Annotated in this window: 19 protein-coding genes, 1 tRNA gene and 4 pseudogenes; 14 read left to right on the top strand and 10 right to left on the bottom strand. The window is 60.7% G+C overall.

Features of this window, described 5'->3' with window-relative positions:
* Positions 1-2 precede the first annotated feature (2 nt).
* A complete protein-coding gene (locus WDM24_RS23340) occupies positions 3-1,013 on the top strand; it encodes an LOG family protein (protein WP_338827109.1) in 1,011 nt (336 codons plus the stop codon).
* On the top strand, positions 1,010-2,401 hold the full coding sequence (locus tag WDM24_RS23335; RefSeq protein ID WP_338827107.1) for an MBL fold metallo-hydrolase: 1,392 nt from the start codon (positions 1,010-1,012) through the stop codon (positions 2,399-2,401). Before WDM24_RS23340 ends, WDM24_RS23335 begins: the two co-directional genes overlap by 4 nt.
* Positions 2,402-2,724: 323 nt before the next feature.
* On the opposite strand, the gene hemN is transcribed toward WDM24_RS23335, so the two are convergent.
* From hemN to WDM24_RS23310, 5 genes and pseudogenes are all read right to left on the bottom strand, one after another.
* On the bottom strand, positions 2,725-4,077 hold the full coding sequence (hemN, locus tag WDM24_RS23330; RefSeq protein WP_338827105.1) for an oxygen-independent coproporphyrinogen III oxidase: 1,353 nt from the start codon (positions 4,075-4,077) through the stop codon (positions 2,725-2,727).
* Between the two features lie 153 nt (positions 4,078-4,230).
* Positions 4,231-4,650: pseudogene (gene ccmE / locus WDM24_RS23325) on the bottom strand (cytochrome c maturation protein CcmE); the annotation flags it as partial.
* A gap of 119 nt (positions 4,651-4,769) precedes the next feature.
* Positions 4,770-4,960: pseudogene (locus WDM24_RS23320) on the bottom strand (formylglycine-generating enzyme family protein); the annotation flags it as partial.
* Between the two features lie 102 nt (positions 4,961-5,062).
* Positions 5,063-5,740, bottom strand: coding sequence for a helix-turn-helix domain-containing protein (locus WDM24_RS23315; RefSeq protein WP_338827103.1), 678 nt, complete (start codon positions 5,738-5,740; stop codon positions 5,063-5,065).
* Positions 5,741-5,875: 135 nt separating this feature from the next.
* Positions 5,876-6,118, bottom strand: coding sequence for a hypothetical protein (locus tag WDM24_RS23310; protein WP_338827101.1), 243 nt, complete (start codon positions 6,116-6,118; stop codon positions 5,876-5,878).
* A 101-nt stretch (positions 6,119-6,219) separates the two neighbouring features.
* On the opposite strand from WDM24_RS23310, the gene WDM24_RS23305 reads away from it, so the two are divergent.
* A complete protein-coding gene (locus WDM24_RS23305) occupies positions 6,220-6,459 on the top strand; it encodes a hypothetical protein (RefSeq protein WP_338827099.1) in 240 nt (79 codons plus the stop codon).
* 604 nt (positions 6,460-7,063) lie between these two features.
* On the opposite strand, the gene fixJ is transcribed toward WDM24_RS23305, so the two are convergent.
* From fixJ to WDM24_RS23290, 3 genes are all read right to left on the bottom strand, one after another.
* Positions 7,064-7,672: a response regulator FixJ gene (fixJ, locus tag WDM24_RS23300; protein WP_338827097.1), complete on the bottom strand. Its 609-nt coding sequence runs from the start codon at positions 7,670-7,672 to the stop codon at positions 7,064-7,066.
* A complete protein-coding gene (locus tag WDM24_RS23295; protein ID WP_338827096.1) occupies positions 7,669-9,099 on the bottom strand; it encodes a PAS domain S-box protein in 1,431 nt (476 codons plus the stop codon). The genes fixJ and WDM24_RS23295 overlap by 4 nt, the downstream gene beginning before the upstream one ends.
* A 321-nt stretch (positions 9,100-9,420) precedes the next feature.
* On the bottom strand, positions 9,421-9,777 hold the full coding sequence (locus WDM24_RS23290; RefSeq protein ID WP_338827095.1) for a hypothetical protein: 357 nt from the start codon (positions 9,775-9,777) through the stop codon (positions 9,421-9,423).
* A gap of 697 nt (positions 9,778-10,474) precedes the next feature.
* On the opposite strand from WDM24_RS23290, the gene WDM24_RS23285 reads away from it, so the two are divergent.
* The 11 genes and pseudogenes from WDM24_RS23285 to ccoS all read left to right on the top strand — a co-directional run.
* Positions 10,475-11,224 carry a CBS domain-containing protein gene (locus WDM24_RS23285; RefSeq protein WP_338827094.1) on the top strand — a complete coding sequence of 250 codons (750 nt, stop codon included), beginning with the start codon at positions 10,475-10,477 and terminating at the stop codon, positions 11,222-11,224.
* A 127-nt stretch (positions 11,225-11,351) separates the two neighbouring features.
* Positions 11,352-11,864: a hypothetical protein gene (locus tag WDM24_RS23280; protein WP_338827093.1), complete on the top strand. Its 513-nt coding sequence runs from the start codon at positions 11,352-11,354 to the stop codon at positions 11,862-11,864.
* 115 nt (positions 11,865-11,979) lie between these two features.
* On the top strand, positions 11,980-12,477 hold the full coding sequence (locus WDM24_RS23275) for a hypothetical protein (protein WP_338827091.1): 498 nt from the start codon (positions 11,980-11,982) through the stop codon (positions 12,475-12,477).
* Complete coding sequence (gene ccoN / locus WDM24_RS23270; protein WP_338827090.1) at positions 12,474-14,126, top strand: cytochrome-c oxidase, cbb3-type subunit I; 1,653 nt, start codon at positions 12,474-12,476, stop codon at positions 14,124-14,126. Before WDM24_RS23275 ends, ccoN begins: the two co-directional genes overlap by 4 nt.
* An 8-nt stretch (positions 14,127-14,134) precedes the next feature.
* A complete protein-coding gene (gene ccoO / locus WDM24_RS23265) occupies positions 14,135-14,869 on the top strand; it encodes a cytochrome-c oxidase, cbb3-type subunit II (protein ID WP_338827089.1) in 735 nt (244 codons plus the stop codon).
* Between the two features lie 12 nt (positions 14,870-14,881).
* On the top strand, positions 14,882-15,046 hold the full coding sequence (locus tag WDM24_RS23260) for a cbb3-type cytochrome c oxidase subunit 3 (RefSeq protein ID WP_338827088.1): 165 nt from the start codon (positions 14,882-14,884) through the stop codon (positions 15,044-15,046).
* A gap of 5 nt (positions 15,047-15,051) precedes the next feature.
* On the top strand, positions 15,052-15,924 hold the full coding sequence (ccoP, locus tag WDM24_RS23255) for a cytochrome-c oxidase, cbb3-type subunit III (RefSeq protein ID WP_338827087.1): 873 nt from the start codon (positions 15,052-15,054) through the stop codon (positions 15,922-15,924).
* A gap of 98 nt (positions 15,925-16,022) precedes the next feature.
* Positions 16,023-17,480 (top strand): cytochrome c oxidase accessory protein CcoG, encoded by a 1,458-nt coding sequence (gene ccoG, locus WDM24_RS23250; RefSeq protein ID WP_338827086.1) that lies wholly within the window; start codon positions 16,023-16,025, stop codon positions 17,478-17,480.
* Between the two features lie 15 nt (positions 17,481-17,495).
* The gene (locus WDM24_RS23245) at positions 17,496-17,996 is read left to right on the top strand and encodes a FixH family protein (protein ID WP_338827084.1); all 501 of its coding nucleotides are present in this window, start codon (positions 17,496-17,498) and stop codon (positions 17,994-17,996) included.
* An 11-nt stretch (positions 17,997-18,007) separates the two neighbouring features.
* The gene (locus tag WDM24_RS23240; protein WP_338827083.1) at positions 18,008-20,194 is read left to right on the top strand and encodes a heavy metal translocating P-type ATPase; all 2,187 of its coding nucleotides are present in this window, start codon (positions 18,008-18,010) and stop codon (positions 20,192-20,194) included.
* Positions 20,194-20,352 (top strand): annotated as a pseudogene (ccoS, locus tag WDM24_RS23235) (cbb3-type cytochrome oxidase assembly protein CcoS); the annotation flags it as partial. The gene WDM24_RS23240 and the pseudogene ccoS, both read left to right, overlap by 1 nt.
* Before the next feature lie 838 nt (positions 20,353-21,190).
* On the opposite strand, the pseudogene WDM24_RS23230 reads toward ccoS, so the two are convergent.
* Together WDM24_RS23230 and WDM24_RS23225 are read right to left on the bottom strand one after the other, a co-directional pair.
* Positions 21,191-21,966 (bottom strand): annotated as a pseudogene (locus tag WDM24_RS23230) (IS5 family transposase).
* Positions 21,967-22,368: 402 nt separating this feature from the next.
* A tRNA-Ser gene (locus WDM24_RS23225) sits at positions 22,369-22,462 on the bottom strand.
* Between the last annotated feature and the right edge of the window lie 101 nt (positions 22,463-22,563).

Below are 22,563 nucleotides of genomic sequence, written 5' to 3'. Positions count from 1 at the left end.
ATATGACCGGTCCCGGGTCCGCTCGCTCCGGTTCGATGCCGAGCCCCGCGCATCACGTCGACAGAGCTGATGCGCTTCCAGGTCAACAACCCGAGACCGCTGAAGTTGATTCTCGCGCGCCCGAGGCCTTGCGCAGGATACTGATGTCGCCAAGCTATCAGGAGGCGGATCAGGATGCCGATTTCATGCAGAGCGAGGCGACGCGCGGCGTCCGCCTTCAGCTCGATTTCCTCAAGACAGAAGCCCTGCTCCGGGAGCGACAGATAGCCCATACCATCGTCGTCTTTGGCAGCACGCGCGTTTGTGAGGCGCAAGCGGCCCAACGGACGGTAGAAGCGATAGCTGGACGGCTGTTGTCGAATCCCGAAGATGAAGGGCTGCGGCGTCGTCTCAAGAGCACGAGAAGCATCGCGGGAAAAGCCAAGTACTATGAGATGGCACGTAGGTTCGGCCAGATCGTCGGTGCCGCAAGCGAAAGGACGATCGGCGGCCGTATCATGATCATGACCGGCGGCGGACCTGGGATTATGGAGGCCGCCAACCGGGGCGCGCACGATGCGGGTGCCGAATCGATCGGACTCAACATCTCTCTTCCGAAAGAGCAGTACCCGAATCCATATGTCACGCCGGAGCTTTGCTTCAAATTCCACTATTTCGCGATGCGAAAGCTGCATTTTTTGATGCGTGCCCGGGCGCTCGTGGCCTTTCCTGGCGGGTTCGGAACCATGGACGAGCTGTTCGAGGTATTATCGTTGGCCCAAACGCGAAAGATCGCACTGGTGCCGGTCATATTGGTTGGCGAGTCGTATTGGCGTCGCGCGTTTGATCCGGACTTCCTGGTGGATGAGGGAGTCATCGATCCGGAAGACCGAGATCTCTTTTGGTTTGCAGAGTCGGCCGAGCAAGCGTGGCAGGACATTCTACTTTGGTATGAGACTGCCGGCCGGCCGCTTCTTCCGGCTCGAGAGGGCGCTTCAAGTGCCGAATCCACCGGCCAGGAGCCGCAATCGTGAAATTATCCTTCCACGGCGCCGATCGGGCAGTGACAGGTTCCTGTCATCTGCTTGAATGCCTGAACCGGCGCATCCTCATCGATTGCGGCCTGTTTCAGGGTAGCCGAGACGTCGGTGAAGAGAATGCCGCCGACTTTGGTTTCGATCCCGCGACCATAGACTATGTTCTCCTGACTCACGCTCATCTGGATCATTGCGGCAGGCTTCCATTGCTCGTCAAACGGGGATTCAAGGGCGAGGTGATCACGACGTCGGCCAGCCGTGAGCTGTCGCGCCTGGTACTCGTTGATGCCGCGCATCTGCAGGAAGAAGAGGCGCGGCGGCGAACCCGCCAACGTCGCAGGCGCGGAGAAGAGGACGCGCCACCGCCGCTCTATACCTTTCTCGATGCGTTCAATTGCCTCGATCGTTTTGGAAGAACGGCCGAGTATGGCCAGCCGCTGCAGCTTGCGTCGGACCTTCGCGCGACATTCTTCGATGCCGGACATATTCTCGGTTCCGCGAGCATTCTGATCGAGGTCGGCGACCACGGCGGCACCCGATCGATCCTGTTCTCAGGTGATCTCGGCAATGCCGGCCGTCCGCTCCTGCGTCCCCCCCAACCACCGGCTCGGGCCGACATTGTCGTGATGGAATCGACTTATGGAGACCGACCTCACCGATCCATCGGGGACTCCATCGAGGAATTGCACGGCGCGATCAGCAGCACGTTATCGAGAGGTGGCAACGTCATCATTCCGACGTTCGCGCTCGAGCGGGCCCAGGAAATCCTCTATATCCTGCGCCAGAGCGTGGAGCGCAGCCGGCTTCCGCCCACCATGCAGGTCTTCCTGGATTCGCCAATGGCGATCGAGGCAACCGAGATATTCAAGCGGCATTTCGAATGCCTCAGCTCCGAGGCGGCTAGTCTGTTTCGTGAAGGGCAGGACCCGCTGCACCTTGCCAATCTGCACCTCGTTCGCGAGAGCGCCGATTCTGTGGCGATCAACCGGATATCTGGTGGTGCTGTCATTATGGCCGGATCGGGCATGTGCACAGGGGGCAGGATTCGCCACCATCTCCGACACAACATCTGGCGAAAGGAAGCGGCAATCATATTCGTGGGATTCGCCGCATCCGGCACGATCGCGCGGCAAATCATCGATGGAGCCAAGTCCGTGCGCTTGTTTGAAGAGGACATTCCTGTCCGCAGTACGATTTACACGATCAATGGATTTTCGGCCCATGCGGATCAGAGCGAACTTCTTGCATGGCGGCGGCGCATCGAGGGATGCGAAACAACGTTTCTTGTCCATGGCGAAGAACCCGCGATGCAGCTGCTCTCCGACCAATTGTCGGGACAGCGGGTCGAGGCGCCGCGTCGCGGTGATGTATTCGATTTATGGTAGCCGACCTTGCGAAAGTTTGGCGCTCGAGACAACCGCAAGGGAGGATGGGTCGCTCGCCTCGTGACAGGTATTTAACCCGACCCGGTCCTTCGAAGTTTTTGAGCTTGCGCAAAAGGATTCAATATAAGTCGGGGCTGCGGTTGGACACGCTTCTGGGGGGCGTTCGATGCATGGGCCGCACAACCGCCGCCGGGCAAGCACGATCGCGATAAACCGATCCCCCGGCTGTCGAGTGTCGGCTTCGGCTCGTCGGCACGTCGCGCACCGAAGTCGTAAGAACACTCCGCCGAAGAGACGCGCTGAGATCGTAATTAAGCGTGACGCTAGACAGCGCGGCTGTGGGTCGCGCTCGATCGAGCCAGATGGGCGTCGAAGGTGGAAGCCAAGCTACGGACCAGGAATTCGGCTCCGTCGCTCATGGAGATCCGATCGTCCTTTATGGTCACGGCACCGTCCGCGATGAGGCTGAGAAAGCGCGCCCGATCAATGACGGCAGTCCCCGGGTCCCTATTATGCGACCTCGCTATTCTGGATAGATCCACGGCCATGTCGCACATGACCCGCTCGATGATGTCGGCGCGGAAGCGGTCGTCTTCCGTGAAGGCGTAGCCCTTGATGGTTGCAAGCCGGTCGTCGGCGACGCGTGCCAGATAGTCGCGGGTGGCCACCGCGTTTTGCACGAACCCTTGCGGCATGCGGCCTATGGAGCTTGCTCCGATTCCGATCAGCGTGTCCGCAACATCGTCGGTATAGCCCTGGAAGTTTCTCCGTAGCCGGCCCTCCCGTCTTGCGATGGCGAGATTGTCATGGGGAAGGGCGAAGTGGTCGAAGCCGATCCGCACGTAGCCGGCATCGACGAGTGCATCCGCGATCGCGTCGGACTGAAGGTGACGCTCGATGCTGTCGGGCAGGGCGTCCTCGTCGATCTTGCGCTGGTGTTTCTTGAACGAGGGAACATGCGCGTAGCCGAACACCGAGAACCGGTCCGGGCGCAGCTCGATGCACTTGGCGACGGTGTCCAGGCACGAATCCACCGTCTGTAGCGGCAATCCGTACAGCAAGTCGAAGTTCAGCTTCCCGATACCCGCGCGTCGCAGCAATTCGATGCACCTGGTAGTCTGATCGAAGCTCTGGAGGCGATTGATCGCGCATTGGACCGCCGGATCGAAGCTTTGAACGCCGAGGCTCGCGCGGTTGACGCCGCTGAAACCCAGAGCTTCCGACATGGGCTCGGTCAAGGTCCGCGGGTCGATCTCCACGGCGATCTCGGCGTCGGGCAGCACGAAGTAGGAATAGCGCAACGCGCCGACGAGATCGGCGAAGGTCTCCGGCGTCATGATCGTCGGCGTGCCGCCACCGAAGTGGATGTGCGAGATCGGTTGCCGATGACCGATGGTATCCGCAACCAGGTGCGCTTCGGTACGTAGGCCCGACGCGTAGACGGCGATAGGATCGTCGCGTTTGGTGACCGAGGTGTGGCAACCGCAGTACCAGCACATGGATCGGCAGAACGGAACATGTAGGTAGATCGAGGCGGGGTGCCGCGGCGTTATCGACTTCAACCATCGACGGTAGTCAACCCCGCGGATCGTCGGATTGAAGTGCGGAGCCGTGGGATAGCTGGTGTAGCGGGGGAGCCGGTCCTGTCCGTATCGTCTTGCGAGATCTGAGCGCATTGTCTGCCTTTCCTCTGGGGCGAACGTTGCAGGAAATCGCATTCGCGAACGTTGCGTTCAGGTCAACTTCGGCAAAGCTGGGAAGGATTTGGCGACGACGCGGATCACGACCCAGCACATTTCCACCTGGGGTTAACGGTTATCGTCTTTCTAATGGCCCTGCTTCTTCAAGGCATCAGCAACTTCCCTGGGCATGTAGGTTTCGTCGTGCTTCGCCAGAACCGTGTCGGCGCGGAACACGCCCGATGCGTCGAGCGCGCCTTCGGCGACGACATCTTGTCCCTCTCTGAACAGATCCGGCAGAATCCCTCCGTAATTGACCGGGACGCTGGCTCCGCCGTCGGCGATAAGGAACGTTGCCGCCAGACCGTCCCTCCGCACCAGCGAGCCCGGCTGGACCAAGCCGCCGAGCCGGAAGCGCTTGCCCGCTCCGATGTGCCGCTCGGCTGCCATCGTGGGTGTAGTGAAGAACACGATGGAATCACGAGGCCCGCTGAGAACCAGTCCCGCCGCGATGCCGAGTACCGCTAGGGAACTGCCGATCATCACCGGGCGCCGTTGCTTACGTGTCATGTCTTTCCGCGCTATTAGTGACGCTGTGGCCCGTTGGTTACGCCGATACCCATTTTTATGGCCTGGATCGTGCCGATACTTTGCGCCAGCTCAAACCGAAGACGCGCCGTGCGCATCGTCTACGTCCGACGCACCAGTTTCGCGGCCTTCCGGGTTGCGTTGGCCAAGACGGTGCCGGGGCGCTCCACGACCAGCCGGAAGCCCAGTTGGTCGGCTGAACGCCGGCCGCGCAGCCGCCCGACTTCGGATCCCGGATGAAGTCGGTCATGTAGGCGCGATGCGCGCCTTCGACGACGCGGACGCCGCAATTGGTGTTCGTGACTTGCTCACGGCCCCATTTGGCGGGGTGTCGCATTGCGGCTTGGCGGCCGGTTTTCGTGCTTGCTTTGGTCGCGATGGCCGCTCGCTGTTCCTACGCTGCGGCCAGACGATTCAGCGTCGCATGCTTATGCAGCTTGACACGACGCGAGGTCGGCAGCGAAATCGCACCGCTTTGCTCGAGTTGGGTGAAGGTGCGCGACACGGTCTCGATCGTCAGACCAAGGTAGTCGGCGATGTCTTGCCGCGACATCGACAGTTCGACGACGTTATTCTTAGCGACGCGGCGTTTCATGTCGAGCAGGAAGCCGACGACCCGCTCTTCAGCGGTGCTGATCAGGAGACCCAGATGCTCCTGGAAGCGGCGCAACTCGCGCGCGGTTTCATTCCAGAGCTGGCGCGCAAGCTCCTTTTCTTGGGCGGCACGGGCGATCAGCGCGCTGCGCTTCACTGCCACGAGGCGGGTCTCACAGACCGCCTCGGCGGAATATATGTGGGTTTCATCGGCCTCGAGACCAAAAATGTCTCCGGGCAGGTAGAAGGCGCCGATCTGGCGGCGTCCGTCTTCCAGGATCCTGTAGGTCCGCACTGCGCCGGCGATCACCTGATAGAGATACTCCGCGTCCTCGTCCTCGCCGTAGATCTCGGTGCAGCGGGCAAACCGCATCGGGGTACCCATCGCGCCGAACGGGCCGGTCGCGGGAGTTGCTGCTGGAATGGCTCTGACCGGATGACTGGCGGTCTCGAAGGAAACGGCGGCCTGGGTCTGCATAACGGCACTCCATCGTGGATGACGGATGCAGATTGATCCCAATTGGGGCCGTAGAAAATTTGGATGTTTCCCCTAAGTAGAAGCCACCTACGTAACTATACGTAGGTGCTCGTGCGGGTGGCTCGGTGGCTCGGTCTAACGCTGGAGATGCTCCAGCTCGCTTGGCACCATACCGTATGTTCTCAGCACGGTCGTTTCGGTCTCCGGGTGCCCGGTGCGGATGATCGCGGCGGCGCCGGCGTGGCCCAATACCTTCCACAAGTGCTTGGCGTGCTCTATTGCCGAGGACGGATTGGCGCATTTGAGCTGTTGGCCGGGAATGAGGCGGCAATCCGCGCGATCGTAAGGCACCGCGATGAAATGTGTGATCTCGTCCATCGATGCTTCTCCTGAACTGACCAGCTAGACTACAACGGCGCGTGTCCTCTTATGGAGGGGCGGTCTCCGCCGCTGTTCCTTCATAAAAGCAGGAAAGGCCGTTGGCCGCTTTGATCTATCTCATCCTCATCGGCTCGCTTTGCGTGATCCAGATCAATGCGGAAGCGGCGTATTTCGGGCACCTCGCGGCTCGAGGGGAACTCGCGACGGCATCGCGGTCACCAATCGTCTCATGGAGAAACGTAATGATGCTTGCAACCGACGCGACGCATACTACTCGTTACCCGGTCATGCGAAATAATGCGGTCTGCCGCAGGATTCCGATAGAAAAATTTAGGTGAGTTCAATCTCGCGGTTCAATAGTTCTCGCCAGCTCAAGCGAGCCGATATTGACTTCGCATGCCCGGGCCACATCGGGGCAAGCAGTTTGCGGCGGATCAGTTGGTGAACGTACAGTTTGTACGTTGAGACGCGCAGATGCGATGCGGTCCATCGGGACAACAAGGATGAGTCGCCCGGACAATTCATAGCCGTTGATAATCCGTGGGAACGTTCGTACGAGCGATAGTGTAGCTGAGGGCAAAGACAGACTGGCCCGCAGGACAGAAAACGGTGCTGCCGCGAGCGGGATGCTCGAAGCCTGCACATAGCGCTCGCTTTCGCGGAAATGATCAATGTCGGTATAGGCCTGCAGACCCAGCGCGGGCGACGCCGAGAGTGCGTTGAAGAGAATTTGCTGTAACTCGATTTGAGCAATCCGCGCACTATTGTACCGGCGGCCTCCAATTGAAATTACGTACGAATACCTATGTCTGTGCTGGGCGGCGGCCTATCGCTCAAAATTCCGGTACACGCTGCCCATGTTCTGGCCTCACCCGTGTCAGCCTGGCGTGTCTTGGATGCCACGGTAGACAAGGCCTTGAACGACCGTTTTCATACGGAGATCTACAGCCCGGCAGCGATCGCGATCCGCATCAGCTCCGACATGCTGCGCACATTGGTCTTGGCCATCAGGTTAGCCCGGTAAACCTCGACTGTTCGTGGGCTGATGCCAAGGTCGTGGGCGATCACCTTGTTGATCTTACCTGCCACGAGCCCCCGCAGGACGTCGCGCTCGCGCGGCGAGAGGTCCACCAGGCGAGCTTCGGCCTCACGCCTGGCCGTACCGTCGGCCGGCGCCGCCAACTGTGTCTGCAAGGCTTCGCCGATTGCACGCAGCAGCGCCTCGTCCTCAAATGGCTTTTCGATGAAGTCAACCGCACCCGCCTTCATCGCTTCAACCGCAAGTGCGACGTCACCATGGCCAGTCATCAGGATGACGGGACATGCTGCCGCGTCCGCCTTGAGTTTCCGAACCAGTTCGAGGCCACTCATGCCGGGCATGCGGATATCAGACACGATGCAGTCGACTGTGCCGTTCCCGAACTCATCGAGAAAATCGGTTGCCGTCTCGTAAGTCGTTACAGCAAAGCCGTTGACGTCGAGCAGGAAAGCGAGCGAGTCGCGCATCGCGGGGTCATCGTCGATTACAAGAATCGTGCGCCGCGTAGTCATGCTTCTTCTCCGTCCTCCGCGAATGGGAGGGTGAACTGAAATACTGTTCCGCCCCCGGTGTTTGGCAGCGCTACGATGCGCCCACCGTGGGAATCGACGATGGTCCGGCATATCGAGAGACCGACGCCCATGCCTTGCTCCTTCGTCGTGATAAACGGCTGAAACAGACGGTCGGCGATTTCAGGGCTGATGCCCGGTCCTGTGTCGGCAACTGTGAATGTCGCAACTCCATCCGCTTTGCTGACTCCGACCGTCAGTTCACGGCGCGGACTGGAGGCCATCGCCTCGATCGCATTGCGAACCAAGTTTAGTACGACTTGCTGGATTTGGACCTTGTCGACGATGATCGACGGCATATCCCGGTCGCTGCGGATCGCTACCCGAATGCCTTGCTCCTTGGCTCCGAGCAGCGCAAGTGCGACCGCCTCTTCGAGCAGAGTAACGGGGCTCTCCAGCGAGTGCTGTGTTTCGCCCTTGGCAACAAATTCACGCAGGCGCTTGATGATGTCGCCGGCCCGCAACGCTTGCTGCGCGGCCCGCTCGAGTGCGTCGCGAATTCGTGTGGAGTCCGCCGCCTCCGACGTCAGCAGTACCTTTGCGCCGCGCATGTAGTTTGTGATGGCTGATAGCGGCTGATTGATTTCATGGGCGATCGAGGACGCCATTTCACCCATTGCGGTCAACCGCGACACGTGGACCAACTCGGATTGCAGTTCCTGAAGCCGCCGCTCTTGCGCACGACGCTCGGTGAGGTCGCGGATAAAGCCGGTGAAGAAACGTTCCCCGCGCACCTTGGCCTCACCGACGGCGAGCTCCATCGGAAAGGTTGAGCCGTCACTCCGTTCTCCAACCACGATGCGGCCGATGCCGATGATACGCCGTTCGCCGGTCGTAAGGTAACGCTCGAGGTACCGGTCGTGTTCGCCGCGATACGGATGGGGCATCAGGCTCGAAACGTTCCTTCCGACGACCTCGTCGGCTTTCCGGCCAAACAGGCGCTCGGCGGTCGCGCTGAAGGAGCGAATGATGCCATGATCATCGATCACGATCATGGCGTCAGGGACCGTGTCCAGGATGGATTGCAGATGGGCCTGGCGATTCCGCGCCTGATCGCTTTCCCTCAGTAGCCGGTCGCCTATGAAGCCAAGGATGGGGCCGAGGACCGCAAAACATGCAATATCGATCAGATTCGCAGGTTCGGTGACCAGACTTCTGCCGAGGTATTTAGCGCTGATGGCGAGGCAGAGCAGGGTAGTGAGAATCGCCGGACCACGGCCGCCGGCGAAGGCGGCAAACAGCACCGCGGGAACGTAGATAATCGTGAAGGTCCGATCTTCGAAATAGTTGTCGAGGCCCGCGCGCACTACGAAAATGAGCGCGGCCGCTGCCGCGGCAGTGCCATAGCGGTACCATATGCGGTCGGACATATTCCTCCGGGCAAGCCCTCAGACCGTGAGATATTACACCGTTCGGACGCTCGAAGCCACTGGCCGCTCTATCCGGGGGCAAAGCTCGCGACCTACTTCACCCAGGCGCGCCAATGTGTCGGCTGCACCACGATCCGTTCGGCGCTCTCCGATTTCGTCCAGCCGCCAAGGATGCGCCGACAGGGAAAGACGAGCTTGTGGATGGCGTTCCCCTCAATCACGGCGAGCTCAAGGTCTCGATCGAAGGGGGCGGTCGCAACCCCTTCCCATGTTTCGCTGACGCCGGCCTCCGGGCGCTCTGGGGCGTCGCGTGTTGGCACGTCAGGCAGCTTTCTGGGTAGCCTCGTCCGCACCGCCGGTTTGTCGAGCAAATAAGTTCAGCTCGATGGTGCCCAACGAACGCGCGGTCTCGATCGCGTACGTCGCGTCTTCTGCCCTGCGCGCGGTGACACCTTTGGTCCAGTCTTGCAAAGCCGTGATTTTTTCAGCAACGGTAGCAACGGAGTTGAACTTGCGGAAGAGTTCCCAGGCTTCGGTCGATTCGATCTGGATCTGTTCGAACCAGTGCCGGTTTGCCTCGATCAGCTTTTCCGCGAAATTCGACTGGACGACCATCGCCCGCTTCGCGCAGCTCTGGATGGCGTCGGCAATGGGACGGGAATCGCTAAGATTTGTCATGTTCAACATCCTTCGTTGAGGGAAGTGCTATTTCCCATGTCGGCGGCGCGGGCGTGTTGATATGTGTCAACCGGACAGCTTTTGGCCTGCACCGGAGCTAACGATTTGCTCAAACGGGCTTGGGACCGATGATTTCCCCGGTCCGCAGGTTGATGAAATGGAAGCCGTCGCAGGCGGCGCAGGAGATTGAGTGCAGATCGTCAGCCGCTGGCTCGGACGTGTCGCCGGGAAGCAGGCCTTGAACTCGATCACCGGTATTCGGACACGAAAAGATAATGGGGCGCCAAGCCCTTCTGTCTGCCATTTGCACGATCCTGACGGACGGACAATCTCTAGCGGCGGCACTCACACCGCATTGATGCAGGTCAAATTTCGGACAGGCGGGTTAGGACGGCTGAGAGCGCTCTAGAACGGCCGCCGGCGACGAAGCGGTTGCAGCGTCTTTGACCTGGCCAGCTGCTCTTGCGGGTGACGCCTTGCCTGGAAGGGCATCCGGGCAAAAGTCACGACAATGATCGCGAGTACTCCGATTGAGGCGAGCACGTTCTGCAGCAAGATCTTCTTCTCCTGACGACGTGACATGTATGTCCGATCAACGTCGCTACGCCTTGATCCCCGTCAAACGAGGCCGTTGAGGGAGATCAACACAGACGAGCCGATTTGATGCGAACGTGCTGGCGAGAAAGGGAAACTGGCAATGCGCGCACATCAGATCATGGCAAGACATGTCATCACCGTCGGAACCGAGACGTCCATTATGGACGCCGCCAAACTGATGATGGATCACCATGTCAGCGGCCTCCCGGTGGTCGATGCGGCCGGACGATTGGTTGGCATCCTGTCGGAAGGTGACTTTCTGCGGCGGAGCGAGATCGGGACGCAACGCCGGCGCGCCCGCTGGCTTCAGTTCCTTCTCGGCTCCGGCCATGCGGCCACGGACTTTGCCCATGAATGCGGGCGTAAGGTCGGAGAGATCATGTCCTATGATCCGGTCACCGTCACGGAAGAAACGCCTCTGCCGGATTTAGTCGAGCTCATGGAGAAGAAGGGAGTCAAACGGCTGCCGGTGATGCGCGACGGGCTTCTCGTCGGCATCGTCACACGCGCCGATCTGCTACGGGCAGTCGCGTCTATCGCTCACCAGATCCCGGACCCCACGGCGGATGACAAGCACATCCACGACCGCATCGTGCGGGCACTCGACTCCGCAAACTGGTGTCCGCTTGGTCTGCAGGTTTCGGTGCGCAATGGCGTGGTGCACCTCCGAGGGATCATCATGCACGAGCGGGCGAGGCAAGCGGCTATCGTTGCCGTGAAAAATACCTCCGGCGTCAGGGAATGGCACGACCATCTGTGCTATGTCGACACCTATTCCGGCTTCTACATCCAATCCGCGGAAGACGAACGAGCGGCTGCCGCCAAAACTGCGCAGGAGACGGCAGGATGATCGCTCGCCCCGCAATCCTGCTGATCCCGTTGATCGTGACCGCTGTGGTCAGCGCAGATGTCCTGGGATTCGCGGCAACGCTGCTTACGATCTGCGCGATCGTTGGCTTCGCGATCGCCGCCTCCGGATGGACCGTCAGCAGCAAGACGACGTCAATACCGGCAGTCCGGCCGTTATCCTCAGACTGGAAATCTCACCACGAATAGTACCTCGTCCGGTCGCAGTTGCGGATCATGCGAGCCGCACGTCGCGAAAAGCGTGCCGCTCGTGGTCGCTCAAAGCTCTGCTCGGTTTCGATATCCTCCGCAATACGACGGCTGCACCTCAGAGCATTCAGTTGCGACAGATCAATACGGGCCTCTTGCATCAATGGCAACGTGGACATCAAGGAATCAGCCCACGTGAGGGTGCCATGCCATCATTTGACGTTCGTTTCATCAAGACCGTTTGCGACGACACCGGCCATGAACATCGCGCCTGTCAGGCCGCATTCAAGGTCGATGCCGCTTCGCTGTCCGTGGCCGCACAGCTCGCGGAAGCCGACTTCTGCAGACAGAAGGGCATCCGCGATTGGACGATCTTTGCCGATTCGATGGAGCTTCGAATGCCGTCGTCTTTGCCGTCCGCATGGGGTGGCTAGTGGCCTTGAGTGGCGATCACGTTTGATCGCCGCGACATTGCGCATTTGACGATGATCAAATCGGCAATCGCGACCGTCCGCTAGAGGTTACGGAAAGCAAAAAGGGGTGTGGGCCATGACCGATCGATCAGCCGGCAATAGCTCGCCGCAATTCGAGAATCTTCTCGCCCGTTTGCGAGCATTTTTTGCTCGTCGACACGAGTTCGATTTGATGACTGCTCGGGAGGTCGATGAGATTGCCCACGAGCTCAATCTTTCCACATCGGACCTTCGAGCGCTGGCTCGCGGCCGGGGTTCGCCTGAATCGCTGAGTCAGCGTCTCAAACATGCAGGTTTGTCAGAAGAGGCGCTCGCTACGTCTCACAGTGATGTGCTGCGCGATCTGCAGCGGGTGTGTGGCCTGTGCCAAGAGAAGAGGCGCTGCGCTACCGACCTCGCGCGGGAAAGGCGAGCCAGTCCGGCCCGGTACTGTCCGAACGAATTGACACTCACCGCGCTGAGCCGCGGTGCCAGTGGTGCGCGACCTGGCTCAGGAATAGACGCCGATCAAGCGGCTGCCAGCGAGATCGTGGTTTCCATGACGTCATCGCATCCAGGGAAAGCTTCCACATGACACGTCCATCTTCCGTTTCGAAGTCGATGACGATGGGCGAAGCCGGCTTGGTGTCGGGGCTCGCAGTGTTTGCCTTTGTTTCCCTGCTCGCCGCGGCGATGGGGCACGACCCGGCGTTCAGTTTCCACGCGGCGCTTGCTTGCGCCGCCAGTCTGATCGCCGTGATCGTGATCGGTAATCGCTATCTTGACCGCCCGGCCGCATTGCCTCCAGCGGAGATCGGTGGTCGTCCCAATTACAATCTCGGACCGATCAAGTTCGCGTCCGCCATGGCGATGTTCTGGGGCATCGCCGGCTTCACCGTGGGTTTGATTATTGCCATGCAGCTGGCGTGGCCGGCGCTCAACTTCGATCTGCCCTGGACGACTTTCGGCCGGCTGCGGCCGCTGCATACGTCTGCCGTGATCTTCGCGTTTGGCGGCAACGTCCTGATCGCAACTTCGTTCTACGTGGTGCAGAAGACCTGCCGCACGCGCCTTGCGGGCGACCTCGCGCCCTGGTTCGTCGTGGTCGGCTACAACTTCTTCATCCTGATCGCAGGCACCGGCTATCTGTTGGGCGTCACCCAGTCGAAGGAATACGCCGAACCGGAGTGGTATGCCGACTTCTGGCTGACGATCGTCTGGGTGACGTATCTGCTCGTGTTCCTGTTGACGCTGGTGAAGCGCAAGGAGCCGCACATCTTCGTCGCCAACTGGTTCTATCTGGCGTTCATCATCACCATCGCGGTGCTCCATCTCGGCAACAACCCCGCGCTGCCGGTCTCCTTCCTCGGCTCGAAGTCCTACATCGCTTGGGGCGGCGTCCAAGACGCGATGTTCCAGTGGTGGTATGGCCACAACGCTGTCGGCTTCTTCCTGACCGCCGGCTTCCTGGCGATCATGTACTACTTCATTCCGAAGCGGGCGGAGCGTCCGGTCTATTCCTACCGGCTTTCAATCATCCATTTCTGGGCGCTGATCTTCCTCTACATCTGGGCTGGCCCGCACCATCTGCACTATACGGCGTTGCCGGATTGGGCGCAGACGCTCGGTATGACGTTCTCGATCATGCTCTGGATGCCGTCCTGGGGCGGCATGATCAACGGCCTGATGACGTTGTCGGGTGCCTGGGACAAGCTGCGCACCGATCCCGTGCTGCGCATGATGGTGGTGTCAGTCGCCTTCTACGGCATGTCGACCTTCGAAGGCCCGATGATGTCGATCAAGGTGGTCAATTCGCTGAGCCACTACACCGACTGGACCATCGGCCACGTGCACTCGGGGGCACTGGGTTGGGTCGGCTTCGTCTCGTTCGGCGCGGTCTACTGCCTCGTCCCGTGGCTCTGGAATCGCCAGCTTTACAGCTTGAAGCTCGTCAACTGGCACTTCTGGATATCGACCATCGGCATCGTGCTCTACATCTCCGCGATGTGGGTGTCGGGGATCCTGCAAGGCCTGATGTGGCGTGCCTATACATCGCTCGGCTTCCTCGAATACTCCTTCATCGAGTCCGTCGAAGCCATGCATCCGTTCTACATCATCCGCGCGGCCGGCGGCTCGCTGTTCCTGGTCGGCGCCCTGATCATGGCCTTCAATCTCTGGATGACGGTCAATGCGGGCCAAGCCAGTGAAACCGAGGGTGCCGGTGCCCTTCAGCCTGCCGAATAGGTCATGATATGTCGCTCTGGAACAGACACAAGATCTTTGAGAAGAACTCGATCATCCTCATCGTCGGCATTCTCGTCGTCATTGCCATTGGCGGGCTCGTCGAAATCACGCCGCTGTTCTATCTGAAGAGCACGATCGAAGCGGTCGATGGCGTGCGGCCCTACACGCCGCTCGAGCTTGCCGGCCGCAACATCTACGTCCGCGAGGGCTGCTATCTCTGCCACTCGCAGATGATCCGTCCGCTCCGCGACGAGGTTGAGCGCTACGGCCACTACTCGCTCGCGGCCGAGAGCATGTACGACCATCCGTTCCAGTGGGGATCCAAGCGCACCGGACCGGACCTTGCGCGCGTCGGCGGCAAGTACTCCGACGATTGGCACGTCACTCACCTGATCAATCCGCGGTCGATCGTCCCGCAATCCGTGATGCCTGGATATCCGGCTCTTGCGAAGACGGAACTCGACCCGTCGGACGCCTCGGCTCATCTGCGCACGAACCGCGCGGTCGGCGTGCCCTACACGGACGAACAGATCGCCAATGCGGCCGCAGATCTGAAGGCGCAGACCGATCCCGAGAGTCCCGGCTCCGATGCGTTCCAGAAGCGCTATCCGAAGGCGTTGGTCCGCAATTTCGACGGCAGGGCCGGCAATCCGACCGAACTCGACGCGCTGGTTGCCTATCTGCAGATGCTCGGCACGCTCGTGGACTTCAAGCTTTACAACGAAAAAGCCAATCTGCGCTGACGGGGCACGAAGATGAAAGCGATCATTCAAATCGAGAGTTTCGCGTCGAGCCTGGTCGGCACACTCTGGACCCCGATCTTCGTCGGGATCTTCATCGCCATCGTCGTCTACGCGCTTTGGCCCCGCAACAAATCCTGCTTCGATGCCGCAGCCCGGATGCCGCTGCGTGAGGACTGACGGACATGAGCGAGCACAACGAGATCGACGGTGTATCCGGCCGCAGCACGACCGGTCATGAGTGGGACGGCATCAAGGAGCTGAACACGCCATTGCCGCGGTGGTGGGTCCTGACGTTCTATGCAACGATCATCTGGGCGATCGGCTACTGGGTCGTTTACCCGGCCTGGCCGCTGGTCTCGGGCTACACCGCGGGCCTGTTCCAATATTCGACCCGCGCGAGCGTCGCGACCGACCTTGCCGATCTGGAAAAGCAGCGCGGCGAGAAGATGGCCGTGCTCGGCAACGCGTCGCTTGCCGACATCGAGAAGGATCCGGCTCTGCTTGCGATGGCTCGTGCCCGCGGCAAGACCGTGTTCGCCGACAATTGCGCGCCCTGCCATGGCAGCGGAGGTGCGGGCGCGAAGGGCTACCCGAACCTGAACGACGACGACTGGCTGTGGGGAGGGTCGCTTGACCAGATCATGCAGACGATCCAGTTCGGCGCACGCTCAGGACACGCGAAGACTCATGAAGGGCAGATGCTCGCTTTCGGTCGGGACGGGGTTCTCAAGAAGGACGAGATCGCTACCGTCGCGAATTATGTGCGCTCGCTTTCAGGCCTTTCTACCGCGCCGAAGTTCGACGCTGCCGCAGGGAAGAAGATCTTTGCCGAGAATTGCACCAGCTGCCACGGCGACAACGGCAAGGGCAACCCGGAGCTCGGTGCGCCGAACCTGACCGACCAGATATGGCTCTACGGTTCCGACGAGGAGACGCTGGTTGAGACCATCACCAACGGCCGTGCCAGCGTCATGCCGGCCTGGGTCGGCCGGCTCGACCCGATCACAGTCAAGGCGTTGGCGGTCTACGTGCACTCGCTGGGCGGCGGCAAGTAGCCGCGGTCACGGGCTTAGTCTCGGATCGTTGACCAAGGTCAAATCCGGACTCGGCACAGGGATGTAGGCTTCGATGAAAGCCTCATTCGAGCAGAGTTATGAACAAGCCCGTGTTGCCTCATGAACTCATAACCGACGAAGACGGACCGCTCTACGCGCCTCGCAAGAAGGTATTCCCGCAGAGCGTCTCCGGCCGGTTCCGCTCGATCAAATGGCGGCTGATGGCCGTCTGCCTCGGCGTCTACTACTTGCTGCCCTTCGTACGCTGGAATCGCGGTCTTGGCGCGCCAGATCAGGCGGTCCTGATCGATTTCCCCAATCGTCGCTTCTATTTCTTCTTCATCGAGTTGTGGCCGCAGGAGGTCTATTACTTCACCGGCCTCCTGGTGCTTGCGGCGCTCACCTTGTTCCTGATGAACGCGCTTGGCGGCCGAATCTGGTGCGGCTATCTCTGCCCACAAACGGTCTGGACCGACCTGTTCTATGCGGTCGAGCGCCTGGTCGAAGGCGACCGCCGCGCACAGATGAAGGCCGATGCCGGGCCGATGACCGTAAAGCGCGCCGGTCGCCGTGTGTTGAAGCACGCGATCTGGCTGATGATCGCCTGGTGGACCGGTGGCGCCTGGGTGCTTTATTTTGCCGATGCGCCAACGCTGGTGAGCGATCTGGCGACTTTTCAGGCTCCGGCGATCGCGTATATCTGGATCGCGACCCTGACCGCGTCGACCTATTTGCTGGCCGGCTACATGCGCGAGCAGGTCTGCGTCTATATGTGCCCGTGGCCCCGGATTCAGGCCGCGTTGACCGACGAATGGGCGCTCAACGTTACCTATAAATACGATCGTGGCGAGCCACGTTGCTCGGTGAAGAAGGCGTTCGACATCCGCGCGCTCGGCGAGAAGGCGGGCGATTGCATCGATTGCAACCAGTGCGTTGCCGTGTGTCCGACTGGCATCGACATCCGCGATGGCGCACAACTCGGCTGCATCCAATGCGGCCTGTGCATTGATGCTTGCGATTCGGTCATGACGAAGGTTAGCCGCAAGACCGGCCTGATTGGCTACGATAACGACATCAATGTTCAGCGCCGTGTTGCCGGCAAGGAGGAGATATTCAAGCCCGTTCGTGCACGTACGGTCGTATATGCGGGCTTGATCACGGTGGTCTGCGCAGTGATGCTGTACGCCTTGATGTCGCGGACCCTGCTCGACGTCAATGTGCTGCACGACCGCAACCCCATTGCGGTGCATCTCAGCGACGGCGCGATCCGTAACGGATACACGGTGCGTTTCCTCAACAAGCGCGGCTTCGATCGTGTGGTCGCCATCGACATCGACGGGCCAGCCGATGCAAAGCTGCATGTCATCGGCGCGGACTCCGTGACGCCGGACCGGCCGATGATCGTCCTTGCGCGCGACACCACAACCGAGCTGCGAGTGCTGGTGACGGCGCGGATCGATGGAAAGGCAGAGAAGTCCATGCCGATCACATTCCGTATCACTGACATTGGTCTCGGAGAAGTCGCCTCCGCATCTGATCACTTTGTTCTTCCATAACGACGGATTGTCACCATGGCAGCCTCAAGTTCAGCCGCGCGCCCCATCACCGGACGATTTGTCCTGGTCACGACGGTCGCTTTCTTTGCCGTCGTGATCAGCGTGAACATGGTCATGATGCGTTTTGCAATCACGACGCTGCCGGGAACCGAGGTCGCCAGCGCTTATAGCGCCAGCCTCGCCTATCAGCGCGAGATCGTGGCGGCGAGGCAGCAGAACGAGCGTGACTGGCAAGTAAACGCACACATTGATCGACGGGCTGATGGCACCGCCGCAATCGTTCTCGAGGCGCATGACCACGCCGGCGCGCCTCTGACCGGAATGAGTTTTCTGGCTCGGCTCGAACGGCCGATCGATCGTCGCGCCGATCGAGGGATCGAGGTCGGTGAGGCCGGCCTTGGAAGCTATCGTGGTCGCGTCGACGGTGTCGCCGCAGGGCAGTGGGATCTTGTGATCGAAGGCGATGCCGACGGCCACCGCATGTTCCTGTCCAGAAATCGTGTTCTGCTGAACTGAGGGTGACCCGCATGCAAGCCGATATCGATTTTTCCCATTATCTGAAGAACGCGGGCACCGGGATCGTCCATCTCGATCTCGCGGTCGAGGGCATCAATTGCGCGGGCTGCATGGCCAAGATCGAGCGCAGTCTGACCACCATACCGGACGTCACCTTGGCCCGCGTGAATCTGACCGACAGCCGCCTTGCCCTGGAATGGAAGGCAGGCGCGCTCGATCCGGCGCTGTTTGTGAACCGGCTCGCGGAGCTCGGCTACAAGGCGTATCCATTTGAGCGGGACGATGCCGAAACGCGGGAAGGGCAGCGGGCACAGGGCTTATTGCGCAGGCTGGGTGTCGCCGCTTTTGCCGCGATGAACGTGATGATGCTGTCGGTCCCGGTATGGTCCGGCAACGTCTCCGACATGCTGCCGGAGCAGCGCGACTTCTTCCACTGGCTGTCGGCGTTGATCGTGCTGCCGGCCGCCGCCTATTCGGCGCAGCCTTTCTTCTCATCAGCGCTGTCGGCCCTGCGAGCACGAAGCGTCAATATGGATGTGCCGATCAGTATCGGTATCGTGCTCGCGCTGGCAACCTCGGTGATCGAGACCGTCAATCACGCCGAGCATGCCTATTTCGATGCCGCGATCATGTTGATCGCATTTCTCCTGGCCGGCCGGTACCTCGATCAGAACATGCGGCGGCGCACCCGGGCGTTTGCCGGAAACCTCGCGGCCCTGAAGGCGGAAACCGCGACGAAGTTCATCAGCCCAACAGAGATCAGAACCGTTCCGGCGGCCGCGATCCGGCCGGGCGATATCGTGTTGCTGCGACCCGGCGAGCGCTGCGCGGTAGACGGCAACGTGATCGAGGGCCGCTCCGAGGTCGATCAAAGCCTGATCACCGGCGAAACCTTGCCGGCGATGGTGGCACCCGGCAGCGCCGTGTTCGCCGGCACGCTGGTGCGTTCCGGCACGTTGCGCGTCCGCGCGTCGGCAGCCTCGGGCGGCACGCTGCTGGACGAGATTTCCGGGCTGCTCGAGCACGCGCTGCAGGCGCGCTCGCGCTATCTGCGTCTGGCCGAGCGCGCGTCAAGGCTCTACGCTCCGGTTGTGCACGCGACCGCGCTCCTGACGATGCTCGGCTGGCTGGCGTATGGCGCCAGCTTTCATGATTCGATCGTGACGGCGATTGCGGTCCTGATCATCACTTGCCCCTGCGCGTTGGGCCTTGCCATTCCGGCGGTGCAGACCGTGGCGTCCGGCGCGCTGTTCGGTTCAGGCGTGTTGCTCAACGCCGGCGATGCGATCGAGCGGATCGCCGAGATCGACCGGGTGATCTTCGACAAGACGGGAACCCTGACTCTGCCGGAGCTCGATGTGGCCAATCTCTCGGACATTCCCGACGATGTCGTGAGGCTCGCGGGCCGGCTGGCGCTTTCGAGCCGGCACCCGGTCGCTGCCGCGGTGGCGCGCAAGGCGGGCGCGGCCTCACCACTGCCTGATATCCAGGAGGAGCCGGGCCAGGGCGTCCACGGCTTTCACGAGGGGTGTCCGATCCTGCTGGGCCGCCCGTCATTCTGCGGCGCCAATGACCTCGCCAACGAGATCCTGTGCCACGATCCGGAAGCATCCGTCGTCGCATTCAGGCATGGCGAGACCAGATACGCTTTCGCGGTTCGGCAACGGTTGCGGCTGGACGCCGCCGATGTGGTGGCGGATTTGGCGCGCATGGGCCTCGCCGTCGAGATCGTGTCGGGGGACCGTGAGCCTGCTGTTCGGCTGGCGGCCCGGATGCTTGGCGTGCATGAATGGCGCGCCGAGGTCTCTCCGGTCGACAAGATCACCCGGATCGAGGAATTGGCGCGTCAGGGCTGCAAGGTATTGATGGTCGGCGACGGTTTGAACGATGCGCCGGCGCTGGCTACGGCGCACGCCTCGATGTCGCCCGTCACGGCCACGCATGTCAGCCAGGCGGTCGCGGACGCTGTTTTCCTTGGCGAACACCTCGCGCCGGTGCTGACCGCGGTCAAGGTATCCCGCAAGGCGTTGCGGCTGATGCGGCAAAACCTCTGGCTCGCCGTCATATACAACGTCTTGGCCGTGCCGATCGCGATAACCGGCCTGGTCACTCCATTGATCGCCGCGGCGGCCATGTCAGGCTCCTCGGTCATCGTGATGCTCAATGCGCTGCGAGCGCGAACGAGGGAGGCAGTCTGATGGAAATTCTGGTCATTCTGGTGCCGCTGGCGCTCGCGCTCGGCTTTGCCGGCCTGCTCGGCTTTCTCTGGTCACTCAAGACCGGCCAGTATGACGATCTTGATGGCGCGGCCTGGCGCGCCATCGCCGACGATGAGCCCGTCAGGGCCGATCCAAGTAGTGAAAATACACCAGTGAAATCGCCGATGCGGTGGCCAACGCGGTACAGGCGAGAGCCAGGACGAGTGTCCAGTCCGCCCGCCGCGATTGCGGCATCCGTGACCGCAGGAGCAGGACCGAGACCAGTCGGTTGATGGGACCAAACCGCGCCATTGTCAGCAGCAGGACATCGGCAGGACATCGGGCCGCCAGTAGCGCCAGTGCGTCGCCGACACAGTGATAGGTTGCATCGTGGCAGCGTCCAGCCAGCCCTCGGTGTGGCGGACGCAGGGGATGTCGAGCAGCTGACCTTGGCTATCAATCACCGCAAGTTCGAGCACGCATCAAAATGGCGCCGACGCAATGCGGCGCCATCCGAAAAGAGCGAACCAGCGAAGCCGTGATGTGAATATGTCACGCATGCGGCATTGATTGTTCAATGAGCAATAGCTCGATGGTCTCGAAAGGACGGCACATTGACTTAGCTCAACTTGCGGCGACCATCGAGTAGCCTGTTGGTTGCAGCAGAGCGGATGCTTGGCGTTACGATGCGCGCGCCAAGAACCAAACCTCACCGAGTGGGCGGCAAAGCAGCCGCCAAGTTCGGCACTTTTCTTGACCAAGTGAAATCAGCCGCCACTATCGCACGGCGCCGCGTACAAAAGTTGGTATTGAAGTTAGTACGACCTTGTGGATGTACAGACCGGCATCGATGCGCTCGTAGTCCGCAAGTCGGCGACTGGGTAAATCGTCCTGTCTTTTCGATCGATGCCAATTGCGGAGACGACGTGCGCGCGCGACGCTTCCGGTTGTTCGGAAAAAGGCCTGTTTGGAAGTAGGTCTAGGTGGTGTGGACACTTATCGCATCCATAAGACGATGGCTGCGAGAGTGACGACGGCCAGGTAATTTCGGGCGGTCTTTTCGAAGCGGGTTGCAACGCGGCGGAACTGCTTGAGCTTTGAGAAGCAGCATTCGACGAGATGACGCTGGGCATAGAAATGCTTGTCGAGTGGATATTTGAGCGCCCGTGACGGGTTGTTGGGGATCACGGCGAGCGCGCCTTTGGCGGCGATGGCTTGGCGCAAGTGATCGGCGTCATAGGCCGTATCGGCCATGACGACCTCGGCGGATAAGCCTTCGATCAATGCGGCGGCTTGCGGTGCATCGCCCTTCTGACCTGCGGTAAGCGTGAACCGCACCGGACATCCCAAGCCTCGAACGGCCATATGTATCTTGGTGCTCAGGCCGCCGCGCGAGCGGCCGATCGCTTGATCTTCCGCTTGATCTTCAGACCCCCCTTTTTGGCGCCGGCGGCGTGCTGATGCGCCCGAACAATGGTGGAATCGACGATCAGATATTCGAAGTCCGGATCATCGGACATCGCCTCGAAGATCCGCCACCAAACACCCTTGATGCTCCATCGACTGAAGCGCCGGAACACGCTGTTCCAGTCCCCAAACACCTCCGGAAGATCGCGCCAGGGAGACCCCGTACGCACGATCCACAGCACACCTTCCACGAACATCCGGTTGTCGCGCCCGGTGGAGCCCTTCTGATCGGGGCGCCCTATGATCAGCGGCGCTATCCGCTCCCACGCCGCGTCGCTCAATACCAAACGGTCCATCACACCCAAGGCGGCCTCCCCAAAAGCAGCCTTGAATCTGATTTGCTCCTAAAAGGGAATCCTTAGAGTCCACACCACCTAGCCCGGCAGCTGTGGGAAGATGCGATCGAGCCGGTAGGATAGAGGCCGTAGCCCTTTCCGGGGAACGCGATGAAGATTTGGCGATCGGCGGGGACTACCCGAAATCCAAGATCAAGCGTAATTGCCGCCATGGCAAAACCTTCGGACAATCGAAAAAGCGGAATCAACTCAAAGCTTACAAAAGTACGCCCGGTTGTGCCGCTACAATGAGTCAATCGAACGATCGGCTATTGGCGCGCAACGTTTGCGGCAGGTGTAGGTTGGATTGGGGGTTGTCAGGGTGATATTGAAAAAAAAACGTCAATAGTGGCAGTATCTTAATGGAGACAATGGCGGAGACGGAGGGATTCGAACCCTCGATAGGCCTTTACAAGCCTATAACGGTTTAGCAAACCGCCGCCTTCAGCCACTCGGCCACGTCTCCAATGGCGCCGATATGCCCGAGAGGGCGCTGAGCCGCAAGCGGCAGATTCAGATTGCGACAAGGTGATTTGGTGGCAGCTGCGCCGACGGCCGCCCTGGAGC

Origin of the sequence: Bradyrhizobium sp. 27S5 (genome assembly GCF_037217225.1) — a bacterium.
Taxonomy (GTDB): domain Bacteria; phylum Pseudomonadota; class Alphaproteobacteria; order Rhizobiales; family Xanthobacteraceae; genus Bradyrhizobium; species Bradyrhizobium septentrionale.
Note: the sequence above shows the minus strand (reverse complement) of the source record. Positions and strands in the feature narration are given on the sequence as shown.

Coding starts and splice junctions, on each gene's coding strand:
- WDM24_RS23295 (WP_338827096.1), bottom strand. CDS start 9,099: ATGTCCGACCGCATATGGTACCGCTATGGCACTGCCGCGGCAGCGGCC.
- WDM24_RS23245 (WP_338827084.1), top strand. CDS start 17,496: ATGGCAGCCTCAAGTTCAGCCGCGCGCCCCATCACCGGACGATTTGTC.
- hemN (WP_338827105.1), bottom strand. CDS start 4,077: ATGCGCTCAGATCTCGCAAGACGATACGGACAGGACCGGCTCCCCCGC.
- WDM24_RS23260 (WP_338827088.1), top strand. CDS start 14,882: ATGAAAGCGATCATTCAAATCGAGAGTTTCGCGTCGAGCCTGGTCGGC.
- ccoN (WP_338827090.1), top strand. CDS start 12,474: ATGACACGTCCATCTTCCGTTTCGAAGTCGATGACGATGGGCGAAGCC.
- WDM24_RS23290 (WP_338827095.1), bottom strand. CDS start 9,777: ATGACAAATCTTAGCGATTCCCGTCCCATTGCCGACGCCATCCAGAGC.
- WDM24_RS23315 (WP_338827103.1), bottom strand. CDS start 5,740: ATGCAGACCCAGGCCGCCGTTTCCTTCGAGACCGCCAGTCATCCGGTC.
- fixJ (WP_338827097.1), bottom strand. CDS start 7,672: ATGACTACGCGGCGCACGATTCTTGTAATCGACGATGACCCCGCGATG.
- WDM24_RS23285 (WP_338827094.1), top strand. CDS start 10,475: ATGCGCGCACATCAGATCATGGCAAGACATGTCATCACCGTCGGAACC.
- WDM24_RS23340 (WP_338827109.1), top strand. CDS start 3: ATGACCGGTCCCGGGTCCGCTCGCTCCGGTTCGATGCCGAGCCCCGCG.
- ccoO (WP_338827089.1), top strand. CDS start 14,135: ATGTCGCTCTGGAACAGACACAAGATCTTTGAGAAGAACTCGATCATC.
- WDM24_RS23280 (WP_338827093.1), top strand. CDS start 11,352: ATGGACCGTCAGCAGCAAGACGACGTCAATACCGGCAGTCCGGCCGTT.
- WDM24_RS23240 (WP_338827083.1), top strand. CDS start 18,008: ATGCAAGCCGATATCGATTTTTCCCATTATCTGAAGAACGCGGGCACC.
- ccoG (WP_338827086.1), top strand. CDS start 16,023: ATGAACAAGCCCGTGTTGCCTCATGAACTCATAACCGACGAAGACGGA.
- WDM24_RS23275 (WP_338827091.1), top strand. CDS start 11,980: ATGACCGATCGATCAGCCGGCAATAGCTCGCCGCAATTCGAGAATCTT.
- ccoP (WP_338827087.1), top strand. CDS start 15,052: ATGAGCGAGCACAACGAGATCGACGGTGTATCCGGCCGCAGCACGACC.
- WDM24_RS23310 (WP_338827101.1), bottom strand. CDS start 6,118: ATGGACGAGATCACACATTTCATCGCGGTGCCTTACGATCGCGCGGAT.